We start from the raw sequence: 16,748 nt of genomic DNA, 5'->3' as shown, positions 1-16,748 counted from the left end.
ATGTTCTCCTAGACGGTTGAGGTGCCCGCCGCGTCGGCGGTGCTTGGGGGTACGAGGCTTGCGAGCGACGCGTCGAGTGGATCGATGACGTCGACCGCGTAGGCGAGCCGGATCGACCGCGAGCGGTCATGAAGACCGCACGAGAACGCGGACGCGAAGCGCGCGCTCTCGTCGAGGACCGGCACGGTCCCGAGGAAGAGCACGAGCGGTCGTCCCGCGGTGTCGAGTCGGCAGTCGACCTCGGCCAGCAGTTCGCCGGGGTCGCACAGGGTTGAGACGGACGCAGATTGATAGGGGGCGAGGTGCTGGTCGACGCCGGCGTCCAAGCGCAGCTCGTCCCAGCGATCAGCGACCTCCATCAGTGGCCATGCCACCGAGGCGATCGGCTTCGGGCAGGCGAACTTCGACGCCCCGTACGAGGCCTGCTCGAGGTGGCGGTCGGTGTGATCGCTGCCGACGGTCACATGCAGCTCGCCGCCCGCCTCGCGGATCAGGACCGGCTCGACCTCGCCCGAGGTGTGCTCGCTGGCGACGTGCACGCGCCCGGGGTCGATCTGCAGGAGCCAACTCGGCAGGACGAAGATCAGGGGGGTGTGGGACGGAGCCGGCACGCCGAGCGTGCGCAGCTCCGCGACGTGCGCGTCGAGCGCCTGCTGGTCACGTCCGGTGAATCCCGCGACGACCAACATCGCGTCGCGCAGGTCCAACTGGCGTGCGGGGCGGCCGCTGGGCATCGTCTCGACGGTGGGGTGCCTCATCAGGAGATAAGTATACCAAACGCACTCTGGCACGCAAGTGGTATCACGGTATACTTTACTCGCGGGCGACGCTGCGGGCCGTTGCCTCCAAGTGGTCGTGCATGGCCCGCAGAGCGGCGACCTCGTCGCGCGCCTCGAGCGCGTCGAGGATCGACTCATGCTCGACGAGCACCTGGGCGACCCGGTCCGGCTCACGCAGGGCATCGCGGCCGATCAAGCGCATGAAGGCCCGGAGCTGACCGAGGAACCGCTCGAGCGTCGGCGTGCCCGCGGCATGCGCGATCGCCAGGTGGAACTCGTCGTCGAGCTCGAGGAACGCGTCGACGTCCTCGCCGCGCGCGACGCGCTGCTGGCGGAAGACGCTCAGGCGCAGCTGATCGAGCTGCTCTTCGGTCATGCGACGGCACGCCTCTCTGACCGACACGGCCTCGAGCGCGTCGCGGAGCAGCAGGACCTCGTCACGCCTCTCGGGGGAGACGCCCGAGACGATCAGCTGGCGGCGCGGCGCCTGCTCGAGCAGCTCGTCGCGGACGAGTCGCTGGAGGGCCTCTCGCACCGGCGTGCGGGAGACGCCGAGGTCATTCGCCAGCTCCGCCTCCGCCAAGATCGTGCCAGGCGGGTACTCGCCCCGGAGGATGCCGCCTCGAAGCACCTGGTACGCATGTTCGCCGGCACCATGGTTCGGATCGCGTTGCATGCGGGTCAAGTGTGAAGGGAGAGCCGGCGGTGCGCCAGCGACGGCAGCGTCGCGCGCACCCGCTCGAGCACCTCGAAGTCGAGCTCGGCGGTCACGACCGCGTCCCCACTTCCGCCGGTCCGAGCCAGGACGCGGCCCCACGGATCGACGATCAGCGAGTGCCCGTACGTCGTCACGCCGTCGCCGTGGTCGCCCCACTGGTTCGGCGCGAGGACGAACGCCTGGTTCTCGATCGCGCGCGCGCGGACGAGCGTCTCCCAGTGTGCCTCGCCGGTGGTCGCGGTGAACGCCGCGGGGACGACCACCGCATGCACACCCTCGGCCGACAGCTCGCGATACAACTCGGGGAACCGCAGGTCGTAGCAGATGCTGAGGCCGATCGACCACCCCTCCGCGCGCACGCTCGTAAGCTCCCCTCCCGGCTCCTGCCGGTCCGATTCGCGATAGCAGCGGCCGTCGACGTCCACGTCGAAGAGGTGGATCTTGCGGTAGCGGCCGATCTCCTTGCCGTCGGGTCCGAACGCGAGCGTCGTGTTCGAGTAGCGCTCGCGCCCGGGACGCCGCTCGGTGATCGAGCCGCCGATCAGCGTAATTCCCAGAGCGGCCGCCCACGACGACATCGCCGCGGCGGCGGGCCCGCCGTCGGCGTCCTCCGCAAGCGCGTCGAGCAGGTCGTCCGTGCCGTAGCCCGTCCACTTCTCCGGCAGGACCACCAGCGTCGCTCCGTCCGCCGCCGCGCGGCGCACGAGCTCCTCGGCGAGCAGCATGTTGGCCGCGCGGTCGCGACCCGCGTGCACCTGCAGGCACGCGGCGCGGAGCGTCCTCGCCGGCGCCATCGCTAGCACCACCAGGGGTCGGCGTCGGCGATCGCGGTGTAGTCGCGCGCGTAGTAGATGAGCGGCCGTTCACCCTTGAACAGGATCACGTCCTCGACCGCGCCGAAGAAGACGACGTGATCGGCGACGGTGGTCTGCTCGACGGCCCGGCAGTCGAGATGGGCCAGCGCCCCGCGCACGACCGGGGCGGCGCGCAGGTCGTCGTCGCCTTCGTGCGGCACGCAGTAGGTGTCCACGAACTTCGGCTGGCCCTGGACGGCGCCCGCGACAGCCGCATCCCGGCCGCGCTGCCCGAGGATGCTCACACCGAAGCGCTGTTGCTCCCGGATCGCGTTCGCGGTCGCGGTGTGAGCCCCGAGCGAGATCAGGATCATCGGCGGCGTCACGCTCACCGAGCAGCAGGAGGAGATCGTGAGCCCCCAGGGTCGCCCGTCGACTTCGCACGTGACCATCACCACGGTCGCCGCGAGATGGCGCATCGCCTCGCGGAAGCCCGCCCCGACGTCTCCCCCGGCGCTCGAACGCCGCAGCCTCCGGCGCGTGGCCGCCATCAGCGGCGGCTCCTCATCCTGGCGATCGACATCTGGTGCGTCTGCACACATATTTACGTTGAGCATACTCTCATCACCTTGGTGTTCTAGCGGCGTCGAGCGCGTGCGTCGAGCGCGACGGCGCCGACGATCAGGGCTCCGCGCACGAGTTGCTGATAGGTCGGCGCCACGCCGAGCAGGTTGAAGCCGTTGTCGATCAGCGCGAGCAGCAACAGGCCCAGGAGCGTGCGCCAGGCTGCCCCTTGGCCGCCGGCGATGCTGGTGCCGCCCACGACGACCGCCGCCATCGCCGTGAGCTCGAGCCCGACACCCGTGTCCGCCTGCCCGGTCGCGACGCGAGACGTCTCGATCGCCCCGGCGAGTCCGACGGCCAGTCCGCAGATCAGGAAGCTGATCACGCGCACGCGTGAGACCGGCACGCCCGACAGATGCGCCGCCTCGTCGTTCCCACCGGTGGCGTAGAGCCAGCGGCCGAAGCTCGTCTGCGACAGCAGCAGCGACACCACGACGAACGAAAGGGCGAGCACGAGGACCGTGAGCTTCACGCCGAGCAGCTCGTCTTGACCGAGCGTCGCGAACCCGGGCGACGTCACGCTGATCAGCTGACCGTCGGTGATCAGCTCTGCCGCCCCGCGGAACATGAGCCCCGCCGCGAGCGTGGCGACGAACGCGCTCACGCCCATGCCGACCACCAGCCAGCCGTTGAACGCGCCGAGCAGCACGCCCGAGAGCACGCCGAGCAGCAGCCCGGCGCCGACGCCCACATGCGTCGCCACGTAGGCCGCGACGACGCCGCAGAGCGCCATCCCTGCGCCGACGGAGAGGTCGAACCCGCCGCCGATCACGACGACCGTGACGCCGAGCGCGATCACGCCCGTGCCCGCCTGCTGGTCGAGGATGTTGAGCAGGTTCGCCTTGGTGAGGAAGGCGCCGCTGGACAGCGACAGCGCGAGGAAGACGGTGAGGAAGCTGACGACGATGCCGCCGTCGCGCAGCCGTGCCGGGTTGAGCAGCCGCCTCGTGGCGCTGCGCCGTCCGGCGAGCGTCGCCGCCTCCATCACGCGGCCCTCGTCACGGTCGAACCGCCGAACATCGCGCGCACCAGGACGTCCTCGTCGCCGGGGGGTGGGTCGAAGTGCGCGACCAACCGGCCCTTGTGCATCACGGCGATGCGATCGGCGAGCTGCAGCAGCTCCTCCTGGTCGGAAGAGATCAGGAGGATCCCGGTCCCGCCCTCGGCGAGCTCCGCGATGCGGGCGTGGATCTGCTGCTTGGCCGCGACGTCGATGCCGCGCGTGGGCTCGTCGACGATCAGGACACGCGGCCGGCAGCCGGCCCACTTGGCGAAGATCATCTTCTGCTGGTTGCCGCCCGACAACGACGCCGCCGGCACGTCGAGGTTGGCCGGCCGCACGTCGAAGCCGTCGAGCAGCCGGCCGGCCTCCGCGCGCGTCCCTCGGCGAGCGACGACGCCGCGCCGCGAGATGCGCGACAGGCTCGGCAGCGCGACGTTGTCGGCGACGCACAGGCCGCCGATCAGCCCCGACGCCCGCCGGTCTTCGGGGATCATCACGAGGCCCGCCTGGATCGCGCTGCACGGCCTTCCCCGGGAGACCGGCTGACCGCACACATGGACGCTGCCGCGCAGTGGTCGTTCGGCGCCGTACAGAGCGCGCGCGAGCTCCGTGCGGCCCGCTCCGACGAGACCGGCGAGGCCAACGACCTCACCTTCGTGCACACGCAGGTCGACGTCCTGGAAGCCTCGGCCGGTCAAGCCGCGGACCTCGAGGGCGACCGCGTCGGCGCGATGCCTGGCGCTCGTTCCCCGCTCGCCGGCGTCGCGGCCCGCACCGCCGATCATGCCCGCGACGAGCGAGTCGTGCGTCTCCTCGCGAGCGGGCGCGGTGCGCACGAGCCGGCCGTTGCGCAGGATCGTGATGGTGTCGGCCACCTCCAGGACCTCGGACAGGAAGTGCGACACGTAGACGACCGTCGTCCCGCGATCGCGGAGCGTCCGCATCGTCGCCAGAAGGCTGCGGACATCGTGCGCGTCCATCCCAGCCGTCGGCTCGTCCATCACGATCAGCGCGGCGTCACGCGCGAACGCGCGCAGCAACTCGACCTTGAGCTGCTCCGCCACCCGAAGCGAGCCGGCGAGGGACGACGGGTCCACCGAAAGCCCGTTGACCTCCGCCAACCTCCGGAAGCGAGCGCCGGCTCGCTTGCCGAGCAGCACCCCGGCGCGCGCGCTCTCGACGCCCAGCAGGACGTTGTCGAGCACCGACAGCCGCGGCGCGAGCGCGACCTCCTGCGAGATGGTCGCGATTCCTGCGCGGAGCGCGTCGCGAGGCGTGCGGAACGCGACGGCCCGCCCGTCGACGTGGATCGTGCCGGCCTGCGGGCGGACGCGGCCGGAGACCACCTTGCCGAGCGTCGACTTCCCGGCGCCGTTCTCCCCCACGATCGCGTGGATCGTCCCCCGCCCGATCTCGACGCTGACGTCGTCGAGCGCGACCGTGGCGCCGAATCGCCGAGCGACCCGGTCGAGCCGCACGTGCGCGTCAGCCATCCCACTGCCCCGTGAAGCGGCCCGCGTTTGACTTGAGCAGCACCGGGCCGATCGGGCTCTTGTCGATCGAGCGCACCGCGCCCGGCACCTTCTTGCCACGAGCCGCCGCGATCGCGTACCGAGCGCCGAGCTGCCCTTCCGTCTCAGGCAGGATCACGTAGCTGCCGAACCAGCGGCCCGAGCGCACCGCGTCGACCGCCTTGACGCTCGCCCCGCCGCCGATCAGCCGGACGCTGTCAGCCTTGCCGGCGCTCGCCACGGCTTGAGCGGCACCTTCGGTCATCTGGTCGCCGCTGGTGGTCACGACGTCCAGATCCGGATGCGCCTGGAGCACGTCCTGGGTGACCTTCAGCGCCGGAGCCGCGGCGTATTGGCCGTTCTGGACGGCCACCAGGTCGACGTGGGAGCCCGCGATCGCGCGCTTGAAGGCGTCGAGTCGAACCTTCTCGGGAAAGAAGTTCGCCAGACCCGGCAGGTACGCGACCTTGCAGGGATCCTGGTGGCCGCACGCGTCGACGGTGAGCTGGCCGAGGCGACGCCCGGCGTCGTCGATTCCCGTCGCCACGGTCGAGCTCAGGCCGGGGACCTGCGGCTCGAGCTTGTTCGGGTCGGGTCCGATCGTCGAGAAGATCGAGACGACCTTCACCCCTTGTTGGATGGCTTGCCGGACCACCGGGGCGATCGCGTTCCCGTCCAGCGGGAAGATCACGAATGCATCGAACTTCCCACTGCTCGTCGCGGTCTGGATCTGGTTGAGCTGCTCACGCGGGTCCAGCTTCGCGTCGAACGTGGTCACCGTCGCGCCCAGCCTGTCCGCCGCCTCCTCGATGCCCTTCTGATGGCCCGCGCTCAACGCGTTCGCGGTACCTGGAGCGAAGTACGCGAGCCGCACGCGCTTGCTCGCCTGAGCGCCGGACGCAGAAGCGCCCTTCGCCGTCGATGTCTCACTACTCGAGCCGCAGCCGCAGGTGGCCAGCACCAGCGCAGCCGTCAGCAAGGGCCCGAGGGCCCGAAGCATGCCTGGCATCTCTCTCCTCCTTGAACAGACCCGCTCGCGGTCGCGAACGATTAGTATGCGAACTCTAGCTTGGCATACCAATGAACGTCAAGTACACCGTATGGCTGAGACGATCCTCAGCGGTGGCGGGAGCAGGGACCCATAGACGTCGTGCTCGACACGGCCGACGAGGTGACCGTGCTGCGCGACGCGCTCGCGTTTTGGCTCACCGATGTCGTGCTCGCGTCCCAACAGGCCGACGAGCACCGGGCCCGCTACCGGCAGGCGAACCCGGATCCCGGGGAGCGCTGCTGCGACGCTCGCCGGTCGCGGCCTGGCCGATCGTGTGGCCGGCAATGCGCGCGCACCCGGCGTTCGGGCGCGAGGTGGTACCGGCGCTGACGCAGCACGAGTCGTTCGACGTCGCTGTACATTTGCCCGCGCACGATGTGGCGGAGCTTTACCTCTGGCTCGAGGAGCAGTATCCGACCCAGAACGCCGTCGACGAGGAGGACGGCTGGGTGACGCCGCGGCAGGCCGTCAGCTGGTGGCGCAACCACATCATCGAGGGGCTCGTCAACCGCCGCACGTCCGAAGGCGCAGCGGCACTGCAGACCCTTCGTACCGAGCACTCCCGCCTCGCCTTCGCGCTCCGAAGGGCCGAGGTCCTATTCGCAGAGGAGCATTGGCGCCCGCCCAGCGCGCGCGAACTCGTGCGCCTTGTTGAGGACCCACGCCGCCGGCTCGTGCAATCTGACGAGCAGCTCCAGGCCGTCGTCCTAGAGTCCCTGATGCGCGCGGGCGAGCGCTTCACACGCGAGAGGTCGCAGGTTCGAAACCCGCCGCGCCCATCACTCGGAAGCCCCGCAAACGCGGGGCTTCCGGCGTTCTGGAGGCCGTCGCTGCCCAGGAGCTCCTACAGCCGGCCGACCTTCTCACAGCTCTTGGACGAGGCTCGCCACGCGGCGGGCGATCTCGTCGCGCGTGGCGCGGACTTCTTCGATCGGGCGGCCCTTGGGGTCGGGCAGGTCCCAGTCGATGTAGCGCTTGGCGGGGATGTACGGGCAGGCGTCGCCGCAGCCCATCGTGACCACCACGTCCGCCTGCTCGGCCAGCAGTTGGGTCAGGCGGACGGGCCGGACGTCGGCCAGGTCGACGCCGACTTCTCGCATGACCTCCACGACCTCGGGATGGACGTGGCCGTCGGGGTCCGCGACGCTGCCGGCGCTCAGCGCCTGATGCTCGCCTCCAGCCGCCTGCTCGAACAACGCGCGGCTCATCTGCGAGCGGCCGGCGTTGTGCAGGCAGACGAACAACACGGTGGGCATCACGCGGTGGCCTCGGCCGGGTGCGCGGCCTGCGGCGTGACGCCGGGATACAGCGTCTGGATCAGCGCGACCGCGACGCCGCCGCCGACCAGCTGCGCGACCACGTAGGCGGGCGCCGACGCCGGGGCGATCCCGGCGAAGCTGTCGGAGAACATGCGGCCGACCGTGATCGCGGGGTTGGCGAAGCTGGTGCTGCTGGTGAACCAGTAGGCCGCGCCGATGTAGGCGCCGACCGCCGCCGGGGCGGTCGCCGCGCGACCTGTGCGAGCCAGCGAGAAGATCACCAACAACAAGCCGACCGTCGCGACGACCTCGGCCAGCAAGTGCGCGCCGGTGGCGCGATGCGTCGTGGCGATGCTCACCGCTGCCTTGGCGAACATCGCGTTGGCGAGCACAGCGCCCGCGACGCAGCCAGCGACCTGAGCCGACGTGTAGGACAACGCGTCACGGCGGGAGGCGCCGCCGAACGCGGCGTCGACCAGCGACACCACCGGGTTGAAGTGCGCGCCGGAGATCGGGCCGAACATCAAGATGATGGCGAACAGGCCGGCCGCCGTCGCGGCGGAGTTCTCCAACAGCTGCAACCCGGTGTCGCCGGGCGACAGCTGCGCGGCGGCGATCCCCGAGCCGACGACGATCGCGGCCAGGAGCATCGACCCGAGGAACTCGGCGACCAGGCGCCGGCGCAGGTCGGCCATCTAGCAGCAGGCCTCGGCGACCTTCGCGGCCATCTCGCGGCCGTGCTTTGCGACCAGGAGCCGGTGAAGCGTCATGCCGTCGCCTTGCGGGCGCGGATGATCGCCGAGCCGGCGTGCTCGTGGACGCGGTGCGTCTCGCGGATCTCGACGTCCTCGAACCCCGCAGCGCGCAGCCCGTCCTGGAACTCCTCGCGCGTCAGCGCCCCGGCGATGCAGCCGGTCCACTGCGCCATGTCGGCGCGCGTCGCGTCGTCCATCCCGGCGTCGGCGATCACGTCGGAGACGGCGAACCGGCCACCGGGCTTCAGGACGCGCGCGGCCTCGGCGAACACCTTGTTCTTGTCGCCGGCCAGGTTGATGACGCAGTTCGAGATGACGACGTCGACCGCGCCGTCCGGCAGCGGGACGTCTTCGATGTAGCCCTTGACGAACTCGACGTTCTCCGCGCCGGCCTGCGCCGCGTTGGCTCGAGCCAGCTCCAGCATCTCGTCCGTCATGTCCAACCCGTACGCCTTGCCGGCCGGCCCGACACGCCGCGCGGAGATGAGCACGTCGGCGCCGGCGCCAGCGCCGAGGTCGAGCACGACCTCGCCGGGGAGAAGGTCGGCGACGGCGGTCGGCACTCCGCAGCCCAGCGAGGCGCTGAGCGCATCGCCCGCGCCGTCGACCTCGGCGCCCGCATAGACGGCGTTGCCGAAGACCTCGGTCCCGCTGGCGTCCGTGAGAGCGACCGCCGAGCAGCACCCGCCGCCCGAGGCCGCCTCGCGCGCGGCAGCCGCGTAGCGCTCTCGCACGACCTCGCGCACGTCGCCGCCCGTGTCAGGTGCGGCCGAGCACCCACAGCTGCCCGCCGCGTGCGCGGGCGGTGCACAGCACTCCGATTTCAGCTCAGCCACGCGATCAGCTCCTCGGTCGATCCCGGCAACATGTAGTAGTAGGCCCACAGCCCGCGCCGCTCGGTCCCGATCACCCCGGCGCCGACCAGCACCTTGAGGTGCTTGGACAGCGCGGGCTGAGACATGTCGAAGAGCGGCATCAGCTCGCACTGGCACACCGCCTCGGGCGTGGCCTTGCGCAGCGTGTCCACGATCCGCAGCCGCGTCGGGTCCGCCAGCGCCTTGACGGTCGCGGCCAGCACGGCTGCCGCCTCGGCCGTCAGGTCCGGCTGCACCGGCGCCTCACAACATCCGCCGGCCTGGCGTTCACGGGGACTGATGACGGGAAGGGCAGCGCTCACGACGGGCAACATACACAACCAAACGGTTATGAACAAGCTGTCTGGTTATACGTTGCTGCCATCGCGAATCGGGGGCGGGGCGCAGACTTGGCGTATCCGGGCGACGCGACCGGGTACGTCGTTCTCGCCGGACACGCAGGCGGCGTGCGTGGGCGTGTTCGGCACGGACAGCGGAAGGAGCGGCGTGATCGGCGGCAGCAGGCCGCGCCGAGTCTCCCGATCAGAGCAGAAGCGATCGAGGAGAAGAGCTCATGCGCGACCGCGCGCAGCTACGACATGAGGTGGCCGTCGTCCAGCGCTACCTCGCATCCTTGCGAACGTCCACCGGCCAGCGGTCGGCACGATTCGCCCGCCGTTCGCCCGTTCCCGACGCCGGCGCGGACAAGCAGGCGCGACCGGGCACGCGGAGCTTCGACGATCCTCCGCCCGACGCGTGATCGCTCCCACGCGCCTGCCGGGCAGGCGTATCCTCGGCCCCCATGGCTGACAAGGTCTACGTCGACAACACGGAAGCGACGGCAGCCTGGAACACGGTCCTCTTCGACCGGTTCAGCCAGTACCGTCACATCTTCGTGGTGGCGCTCAAGCGCTTCGGCGACGTCGCGATCGCCGAGGGCCCGCCGCGCGCCGGCGACCGCATCCTCGACATCGGCTGCGGCTTTGGCGACACCGCCCAGCAGTTGGCGCAGGTCGCGGGACCGTCGAGCCACGTCGTCGGCGTCGACGCCGCCGAGCGCTTCATCGACGCGGCCCGTGATGAGGCGGCGCGGGCCGGCGTCGAGAACGTCGAGTTCGTCGTCGCCGACGTGCAGACCGAACCGCTGAGCGGCCCTTATGACTACGCCTTCGCGCGCATGGGGACGATGTTCTTCGCCAACCCGGTCGCCGCCCTGCGCAACGTCCGCCAGTCGCTGCGCCCCGACGGCACGCTCACCATGGTCGTGTGGCGCCGCAAGCTCGACAACGAGTGGATGCAGCGGTCCGAGGAGGTCGTCGATCGCCTCGTCCCCAAGCCGAACGCCGAAGAGTCCGACGCGCTGACCTGCGGCCCAGGCCCGTTCTCGATGGCGAACGCCGACACGACCTCGGACATCCTCCGGGCGGCCGGCTTCGAGCGGATCGCGTTGCGGCGCGTGGACCTCGACATGCTCGTCGGCCAGGATGCCCAGGAGGCCGTCGAGGTCGCGCTCGCCCTCGGGCCCGCCGCCGAGACGGTCCGCTTGGCCGGCGACGACGCGGAGCGCGTGCGCCCGCTGATCGAGCGCGATCTGCGCGCGCTCGCCGGCGAGTACACCAGCGCGTCGGGCGCGATCGTCGCGCCGGCCTCGGCCTGGGTCGTCAGCGCCCACGCGCCGGCCGCCGGGTGACGATCGCCCGGTCCGCGGCGAACGTCGTCCGGCGGCACGAGCGGGCCGCGACGGCCCGACTCGTGCCGCCCGCCTCGCCTAGCCTCAGGCGATCGCGCCCTGCGGCTGCGCGTCCGCCGCCGGTCGCGCTTGGGGAGCCGGTGCCGAGTCCTCGTCCTCGAAGTGCATCTCCGGAGGCGGGACGCGGAAGAGCTTGGTGAGGTAGCAGAGCACGAGCACGCCGAGGGCGAGCCAGATCACGCCGATCGTGATGGCCTTGCTGTCGAGCTTCGTCAGCAGCCACACGTCGAACCCGGCGCCGATGGCGGGGACGACCACGCGCGACAGCACCTGCGACCGGTCGCGGTCCTCCCGCTGGCGGAAGAAGTGCGCGATGACCGACAGGTTGACGAACGTGAAGGCCGTGAACGCGCCGAAGTTGATGAACGACGTCGACGTCGCAACGCTCGACTTGAGGGCGATGAGGCCCACCACGCCGGTCACCGCGATGTTGAGCGTCGGCGTGCGCAGCCGCGGATGGAGGTACCCGAAGACCTTCCGCGGGAGGACCGCGTCGCGTCCCATGGCGTACATCAGGCGCGAGCCGCTCGCCTGCGCCGCCAATCCGGAGGCGCCCTGGGCGACGATCAGGCCGGCCACCACGATCGACGAGAGGAGGCTGCCGCCCATCGTCTTGGCGATGTCGAAAGCCGCCGAGTCGGGGTCGGAGAACGTCCCGCCCGGGTGCACGAGCTGCGTCGTGTACGCCGTGAGCACGAAGATGACCCCGCCGATGATGGTCACGAGCAGGATCGCGCGCGGGATCGTGCGCTTGGGGTCGATCGTCTCTTCGGTGAGCGTCGTGACGGCGTCGAAGCCGAGGAACGAGTACGCGGCGATCGCCGCGCCACTCGCCAGGGTCGACAGGGTCGTCGCGTCGTTGCCGAACGGCGCCGTGCTCAGCAGCGCGCCGCCGCCCTTGTGGTCGATGACGTAGCCGATCGAGAACCCCACGAAGAGCACGAGCACCAGCACCTGGAACGTCATCAGCAGCGTGTTGACGTTGGCGGCGACACGCACCCCGAGGATGTTGAGCGCCGTGCTGATGGCGATGAAGCCGACGATCCACACCCAGGTCGGGACGTCGGGGAACTGCGCCGAGAGGTACGCGCCGCCGATCAGCCAGATGACCATCGGCAGGAACAGGTAGTCGAGGAGCACCGCCCAGCCGACCAGGAACCCGATCCGCGGGTCGATGGCGCGACGCACGTAGGAGTACGCCGACCCGGCGACCGGATACGCCTGCGCCATCCGCCCGTAGCTGTAGGCGGTGAACAGCATCGCGACGAGCGCCAGCAGGTACGCGGACGGCACCGCGCCCCCGGTGCCCGATGCGAGCAGGCCGAACGTCCCGAGCACGATGAGTGGCGTCATGTACGCCAACCCGAACATCACGACCTGCTTGAGCCCGAGCGTGCGTTCGAGCTGTGGTGCGCCGTCAGTGACCTGCGTAGGGCTGCCTTGCATGGTTCCCCGTCCCTCGGTGTGATGGTTGGTTGGTCAACAGTTCGTTGCCGCGGTCGCGGCAGGCGAGCCGGCGGAGACCGGCGGCCGGCGATGCGCCCAGGGCCGTGCCTGCTCGAGCTGCGCGGCGAGGCCGAAGAGCACGCGCTCGGCGCCGAGGCGCGCCAGGAAGTGGCTGCCGATCGGCAGGCCGTCGTCGTTCCAGGCCAGCGGGACAGACATCCCCGGCTGCCCCGTGACGTTGGCGACCCAGGTGAACGGCGAGAAGCGCGCGTCGAGGTCGAGCGTGGCCAGCGGATCCAGCGGCGACGGGTCGAAGTACCCGAGCGGCGCCGGCGGCTCCGCCAGCGTCGGCGTCAGCCAGACGTCGACCGTGTCGAAGAACGCGACGATGTCGCGCGCCGCGCGCTGCAGGCGCTGCACCGTGACCACGTGGTCGACGGCGGAGTGCCGCAGCCCGGCTTCGCGCACCGCCCAGGTCAGCGGCTCGAGCTCCGCCGGATCCGGCTCGCGGCCCATCCACTCGACCCACTCGGCGATGCGCGCCGCCGCGGCGACGGTGTACAGCGCGAAGAAGTCGGCCTCGAGGGCCGCGCCGTCGACCACCGGCGCCGCCTCGACGATCTCGTGGCCCAGCTCGGCGCAGAGCTCCGCCGTCTCCCAGACCGCGCGCACGCACTCGGCGTCGACCTCGCCGCCCTGGAGCGGCCGATCGCTGACGGCGATCCGGAGCCGCCCGGGATCCGCGCCGGCGCTGTCCTGGAACGCCCGCGCCGGCCTCGGGCGCGAGTACTGGTCGTGCGGCAGCGCGCCGGCCGTGGCATCCAGGACCGCGGCGCAGTCACGCACGGAGCGGGTCATCACGTGCTCGGACCAGATGCCCGGCGCGATGTCGCCGCGCGGCCCGGGCGACACGCGCCCGCGGCTCGGCTTGAGCCCGAAGATGCCGCAACAGGACGCCGGGATCCGCAGCGATCCCGCCGAGTCGTTGCCGTGCGCGAACGCCACCAGACCGGCGGCCACCGCCGCGGCCGACCCGCCGCTCGACCCACCCGTGGAGTGGGTGAGGCTCCACGGGTTCAGCGTCGCGCCGTGCAGGGCCGGCTCGCTCGTGGAGAGCAGCGCCAGCTCACAGGTGTTGGTCAGGCCGACGGGGATCATCCCGGCGCGCTTGAACCGCGTGACGAGCTCGCTGTCGCTCTTCGCGACGTTGTTGCGCAGGAAGATCGAGCCGCTCGTGTGACGGGCGCCGCCGTACGTGGCGAGGTGGTCCTTGAGCAGCATCGGCACGCCGGCGAACGGGGTCGCGGCGAGGTCGCCGTCCTGCGCCGCCCGAAGCGCTTGGGTGAACAGCGGCGTGACCACGGCGTTGAGCAGCGCGTCGACGCGCTCGATGCGCTCGATCGCGCCCTCCACCAGCTCGCGTGCCGTCACCTCGCCGGCACGTACGAGCGCGGCCTGCGCGAGGCCGTCGTCCCACAACACATCGTCCAGATCCACTACTTCTCCTGTCTCCGACTGCGACAGGCTTTCAGCGCGCCAACCAGGCGTAAACCACGGATCCGGCGAAAAACACGGCGGCCATTGCGTCACCCTGTGACGCTGCGCACAGTCGACACGGCCGTCGACCGGTGGAGGCGTCAGCGCGGTGGGACGTCGTCCACGATGCCGAAGCGCAGGAGCTTGATGCTGAGGTCGAGGACAAACCGATCCGCCGGCTGGTCGAGCGCCCGGCCGGTCAACTCCTCGATCTTGTGCAGGCGGTAGACGAGCGAGCGGCGGTTGAAGAACAGGCGCCGCGCCGCCGCGCTCGTGTTGCCGCTCTCCTGGAGGTAGACGTCGAGGGTCTCGACCAGGTTGCGCCCCTTCGCGCGGTCGTAGGCGAGCAGCGGCTGGATGATGGCCCGCGCGATCGCCAGGGCCTCCGGGTCCGCGCCGAGCTTGGCCAGCATCATGTACGGCGCCAGGTCGGCGGCGTCGCCGACGTTCGCCGGCCCGACGACGGTCCTGCCGACCTCGAGGGCCCGTTGGGCCTCGCCGTAGGACACCGTCAACTCGCCGAGGGGGCGCGCCATGGCCGCGATGCCCCAGGACGCGCGCTGCTCGGGCTCGACGGCGGCCTGCACCTCGACCAGCAGCCGGCGCAGCGGCCCCGGCTGGTCGCCGGGCGCCGTGGCGATCGCCACCATGACGTCCTCGCGCACGCCGAGCGTGACCTCGGCGGTCGCACGCGCGGCCCGCGCGCGCAGCTCGCGCGCCAGCCGCTCCAGCGTCGCGCGACTCTCGGCGCCGTCACCGCGCGCCACGGCCAGCTCGTGCGGGACGCGACCGTCGAAGCCCAGCAGCCCCGCGCGCGCGAGGATGTGGTCCGGCGGGCCGGCCAGACCGGCGACGAGCTGCCACACGAAGTCCTCGCGCGCGCGATCGTCGGCGGCCGATCGCTGGCGCAGCCCCTCGATGGCCACCGAGTCGGCCGCTTCGCCGAGCGCGCGCAGCGCCAGGTTCGGCAGCTCCTCGGGATGCCCGTCGGCGTCCAGGACGTAGAGGAACCCGAGCGTGTCGTGCCGCGCGAGCGCGGCCCGTCCCGTGCCCGCGCCGAGTCCGAGGGCGTCGAGGCCGGCGAAGTGCCGCGGATGCTCGCCGTCGAACTGCGCCGCGAGCGTCCCCGCGTCGGCGGCCGAGAGGCCCGCGGCGCGTAGCCGCAGCGCCCTGAGCCCCGGGCCGCCGAGCGCGCCGTCGGCCAGCGGCCCGTGACCCGCGAGCTCCAGCCGGGCGTCGAAGACCAGCACCGGCCGCTCGAGGGCGGCCTCCAGCGCCGCGGCGATGCCGTTCATGCCGAGGCCGTCCAGCAGCACGGCGGCGAAGCGGGTGTGGATCCCGGCCGGCGCGTCGATCGAGCCGCCGAACCGGCGCCGGATCAGCTCGTCGACCACCCACCGGCTGACGTCGGCGAACCCGACGTCCCACGGGAGGTCGATGAGCGGAACGCCGCACTGGTCCGCGAGCGCGATCGCGGCCGCCGGCGGGGCCGCGACGGGCTCGCTGGGCGACAGGCTGACGGCGACCGCCGCCGCGTCGGACTCCAGGAGCTGGCCGAGGAACTGCGTGAGCGTCGGCTCGTCGAGCCCGATCCCGGTCGTCAGCACGAGCTCGCCGGGCCGGACGAAGTCGACGGCCTGCCACTCGATCACCGAGGTCCACGTCACCTCGCGCTCGACGCCGTCGTGGCCGCCGATCAGCCGTGCGCCTCCGAGCGCGGGTGCACCGAGGAGGTCTCGAACCGGGATCGTCATGTACCGCCGCCGGCCGGGACCGTAGCACCATGCGGAGCGCGCGGAACCTACGGAACGGGTATAGATGAACGTAAACGTTCATGTGATGGCAAAAAAAGGGGCGGCTGAGCACCGCGGCAAGCGGCGCCCGCTGGTGCGGGCGCCGCTTGCGCGGGTGGGCTGGCTCAGTCGGTCCCGAGGCCGTGTCGCGGGAGCACTCCTGCGGCCGCGTGCTGGGGCTGCGGCATCGCCGGGACGACTCGGTCGAACGCCTCAGCCGGCGTCGCGCCGGTCTCCCGCGCGAGGTGGGGGTCGACGACGCCGACCTCGATCGGGCTCAGCACCCGTTCGAGCGTGGCCACCCAGTGCTCCCCGTCGCGCCGCGCCTGCACGACGTAGACCCGACCGTCGCGACCGAACCGCCACTCGTACGTGGCACCGCCGTCGTCGTCGAGACGGCAGGTGATCGACAGCGGCTGGAGCGTGTCGTCGCTCCGCGGCGCGAGCACCATGACGCCCACGACCCGCGGGGTCTCGCCCAGTGCGACCAGGACTCCGAGGCGCTCGTCCACGGTGACGGCGCACCGGCCACCCTGACCTCCGATCCGGCAGCGGACGTTCTCCGCCGACTCGCCCTCGACCAGCCTCACCCACTTCGACACGATCACCTCCGCGCCGGTCTCGGGGCGCTCCGTCGACGCCCCGAGCTCGGCGACCGCGCCGAGCAGCGCGACGGCGAACTCCGGCGACCCGAACGGCGCCAGGCTCATCGGCGCGAACGGCCTCATGCGGCGCGTCACCTCGACCAGCCGGGCGTCGATCCCGCCGTACTCCTTTGGAACAACCATGTCCCGTTCCCTTCTCTCTTCACTACTCAGGCTGGAGGGCAAAAAAGGGGAGGGAGGCCCGGGCCGGATGGCGCGGACCTCCCTCGG

General features: G+C 71.4%; 16 protein-coding genes. 1 reads left to right on the top strand and 15 read right to left on the bottom strand.

The annotated features are described in order from the left end of the window. Window positions 1-8: 8 nt before the first annotated feature. From DSM104299_RS04745 to DSM104299_RS04695, 11 genes are all read right to left on the bottom strand, one after another. Complete coding sequence (locus DSM104299_RS04745) at window positions 9-758, bottom strand: DUF2848 family protein (protein WP_272476143.1); 750 nt, start codon at window positions 756-758, stop codon at window positions 9-11. Window positions 759-813: 55 nt separating this feature from the next. Continuing rightward, window positions 814-1,455 (bottom strand): GntR family transcriptional regulator, encoded by a 642-nt coding sequence (locus DSM104299_RS04740; RefSeq protein ID WP_272476142.1) that lies wholly within the window; start codon window positions 1,453-1,455, stop codon window positions 814-816. Window positions 1,456-1,460: 5 nt separating this feature from the next. Next, on the bottom strand, window positions 1,461-2,291 hold the full coding sequence (locus DSM104299_RS04735; protein WP_272476141.1) for a carbon-nitrogen hydrolase family protein: 831 nt from the start codon (window positions 2,289-2,291) through the stop codon (window positions 1,461-1,463). 2 nt (window positions 2,292-2,293) lie between these two features. Continuing rightward, window positions 2,294-2,842 carry a flavin reductase family protein gene (locus DSM104299_RS04730; RefSeq protein ID WP_272476140.1) on the bottom strand — a complete coding sequence of 183 codons (549 nt, stop codon included), beginning with the start codon at window positions 2,840-2,842 and terminating at the stop codon, window positions 2,294-2,296. Window positions 2,843-2,928: 86 nt separating this feature from the next. Further along, window positions 2,929-3,900 carry an ABC transporter permease gene (locus DSM104299_RS04725; RefSeq protein WP_272476139.1) on the bottom strand — a complete coding sequence of 324 codons (972 nt, stop codon included), beginning with the start codon at window positions 3,898-3,900 and terminating at the stop codon, window positions 2,929-2,931. Continuing rightward, complete coding sequence (locus DSM104299_RS04720; RefSeq protein ID WP_272476138.1) at window positions 3,900-5,411, bottom strand: sugar ABC transporter ATP-binding protein; 1,512 nt, start codon at window positions 5,409-5,411, stop codon at window positions 3,900-3,902. Before DSM104299_RS04720 ends, DSM104299_RS04725 begins: the two co-directional genes overlap by 1 nt. After that, a complete protein-coding gene (locus DSM104299_RS04715) occupies window positions 5,404-6,429 on the bottom strand; it encodes a sugar ABC transporter substrate-binding protein (RefSeq protein ID WP_272476137.1) in 1,026 nt (341 codons plus the stop codon). Before DSM104299_RS04715 ends, DSM104299_RS04720 begins: the two co-directional genes overlap by 8 nt. A gap of 914 nt (window positions 6,430-7,343) precedes the next feature. Next, window positions 7,344-7,736 carry an arsenate reductase ArsC gene (locus DSM104299_RS04710; protein ID WP_272476136.1) on the bottom strand — a complete coding sequence of 131 codons (393 nt, stop codon included), beginning with the start codon at window positions 7,734-7,736 and terminating at the stop codon, window positions 7,344-7,346. Continuing rightward, window positions 7,736-8,434, bottom strand: coding sequence for an aquaporin (locus DSM104299_RS04705; protein ID WP_272476135.1), 699 nt, complete (start codon window positions 8,432-8,434; stop codon window positions 7,736-7,738). Before DSM104299_RS04705 ends, DSM104299_RS04710 begins: the two co-directional genes overlap by 1 nt. A 71-nt stretch (window positions 8,435-8,505) precedes the next feature. Continuing rightward, window positions 8,506-9,330 (bottom strand): arsenite methyltransferase, encoded by an 825-nt coding sequence (gene arsM / locus DSM104299_RS04700; RefSeq protein WP_272476134.1) that lies wholly within the window; start codon window positions 9,328-9,330, stop codon window positions 8,506-8,508. Continuing rightward, window positions 9,318-9,605 (bottom strand): ArsR/SmtB family transcription factor, encoded by a 288-nt coding sequence (locus tag DSM104299_RS04695; RefSeq protein WP_272476133.1) that lies wholly within the window; start codon window positions 9,603-9,605, stop codon window positions 9,318-9,320. Before DSM104299_RS04695 ends, arsM begins: the two co-directional genes overlap by 13 nt. Before the next feature lie 545 nt (window positions 9,606-10,150). On the opposite strand from DSM104299_RS04695, the gene DSM104299_RS04690 reads away from it, so the two are divergent. Next, a complete protein-coding gene (locus DSM104299_RS04690) occupies window positions 10,151-11,038 on the top strand; it encodes a class I SAM-dependent methyltransferase (protein WP_272476132.1) in 888 nt (295 codons plus the stop codon). A gap of 84 nt (window positions 11,039-11,122) precedes the next feature. Here DSM104299_RS04690 and DSM104299_RS04685 read toward each other — a convergent pair whose 3' ends face one another. The 4 genes from DSM104299_RS04685 to DSM104299_RS04670 form a co-directional block, all read right to left on the bottom strand. Then, window positions 11,123-12,544, bottom strand: a complete 1,422-nt coding sequence (locus tag DSM104299_RS04685; RefSeq protein WP_272476131.1) for an APC family permease — start codon at window positions 12,542-12,544, stop codon at window positions 11,123-11,125. Between the two features lie 33 nt (window positions 12,545-12,577). Beyond that, on the bottom strand, window positions 12,578-14,041 hold the full coding sequence (locus DSM104299_RS04680; RefSeq protein ID WP_272476130.1) for an amidase: 1,464 nt from the start codon (window positions 14,039-14,041) through the stop codon (window positions 12,578-12,580). 140 nt (window positions 14,042-14,181) lie between these two features. Then, the gene (locus tag DSM104299_RS04675; RefSeq protein WP_272476129.1) at window positions 14,182-15,834 is read right to left on the bottom strand and encodes a PucR family transcriptional regulator; all 1,653 of its coding nucleotides are present in this window, start codon (window positions 15,832-15,834) and stop codon (window positions 14,182-14,184) included. A 164-nt stretch (window positions 15,835-15,998) separates the two neighbouring features. Further along, window positions 15,999-16,661, bottom strand: coding sequence for a hypothetical protein (locus DSM104299_RS04670; RefSeq protein WP_272476128.1), 663 nt, complete (start codon window positions 16,659-16,661; stop codon window positions 15,999-16,001). Window positions 16,662-16,748: the final 87 nt, after the last annotated feature.

Source organism: Baekduia alba (genome assembly GCF_028416635.1).
GTDB lineage: Bacteria > Actinomycetota > Thermoleophilia > Solirubrobacterales > Solirubrobacteraceae > Baekduia > Baekduia alba.
Note: the sequence above shows the minus strand (reverse complement) of the source record. Positions and strands in the feature narration are given on the sequence as shown.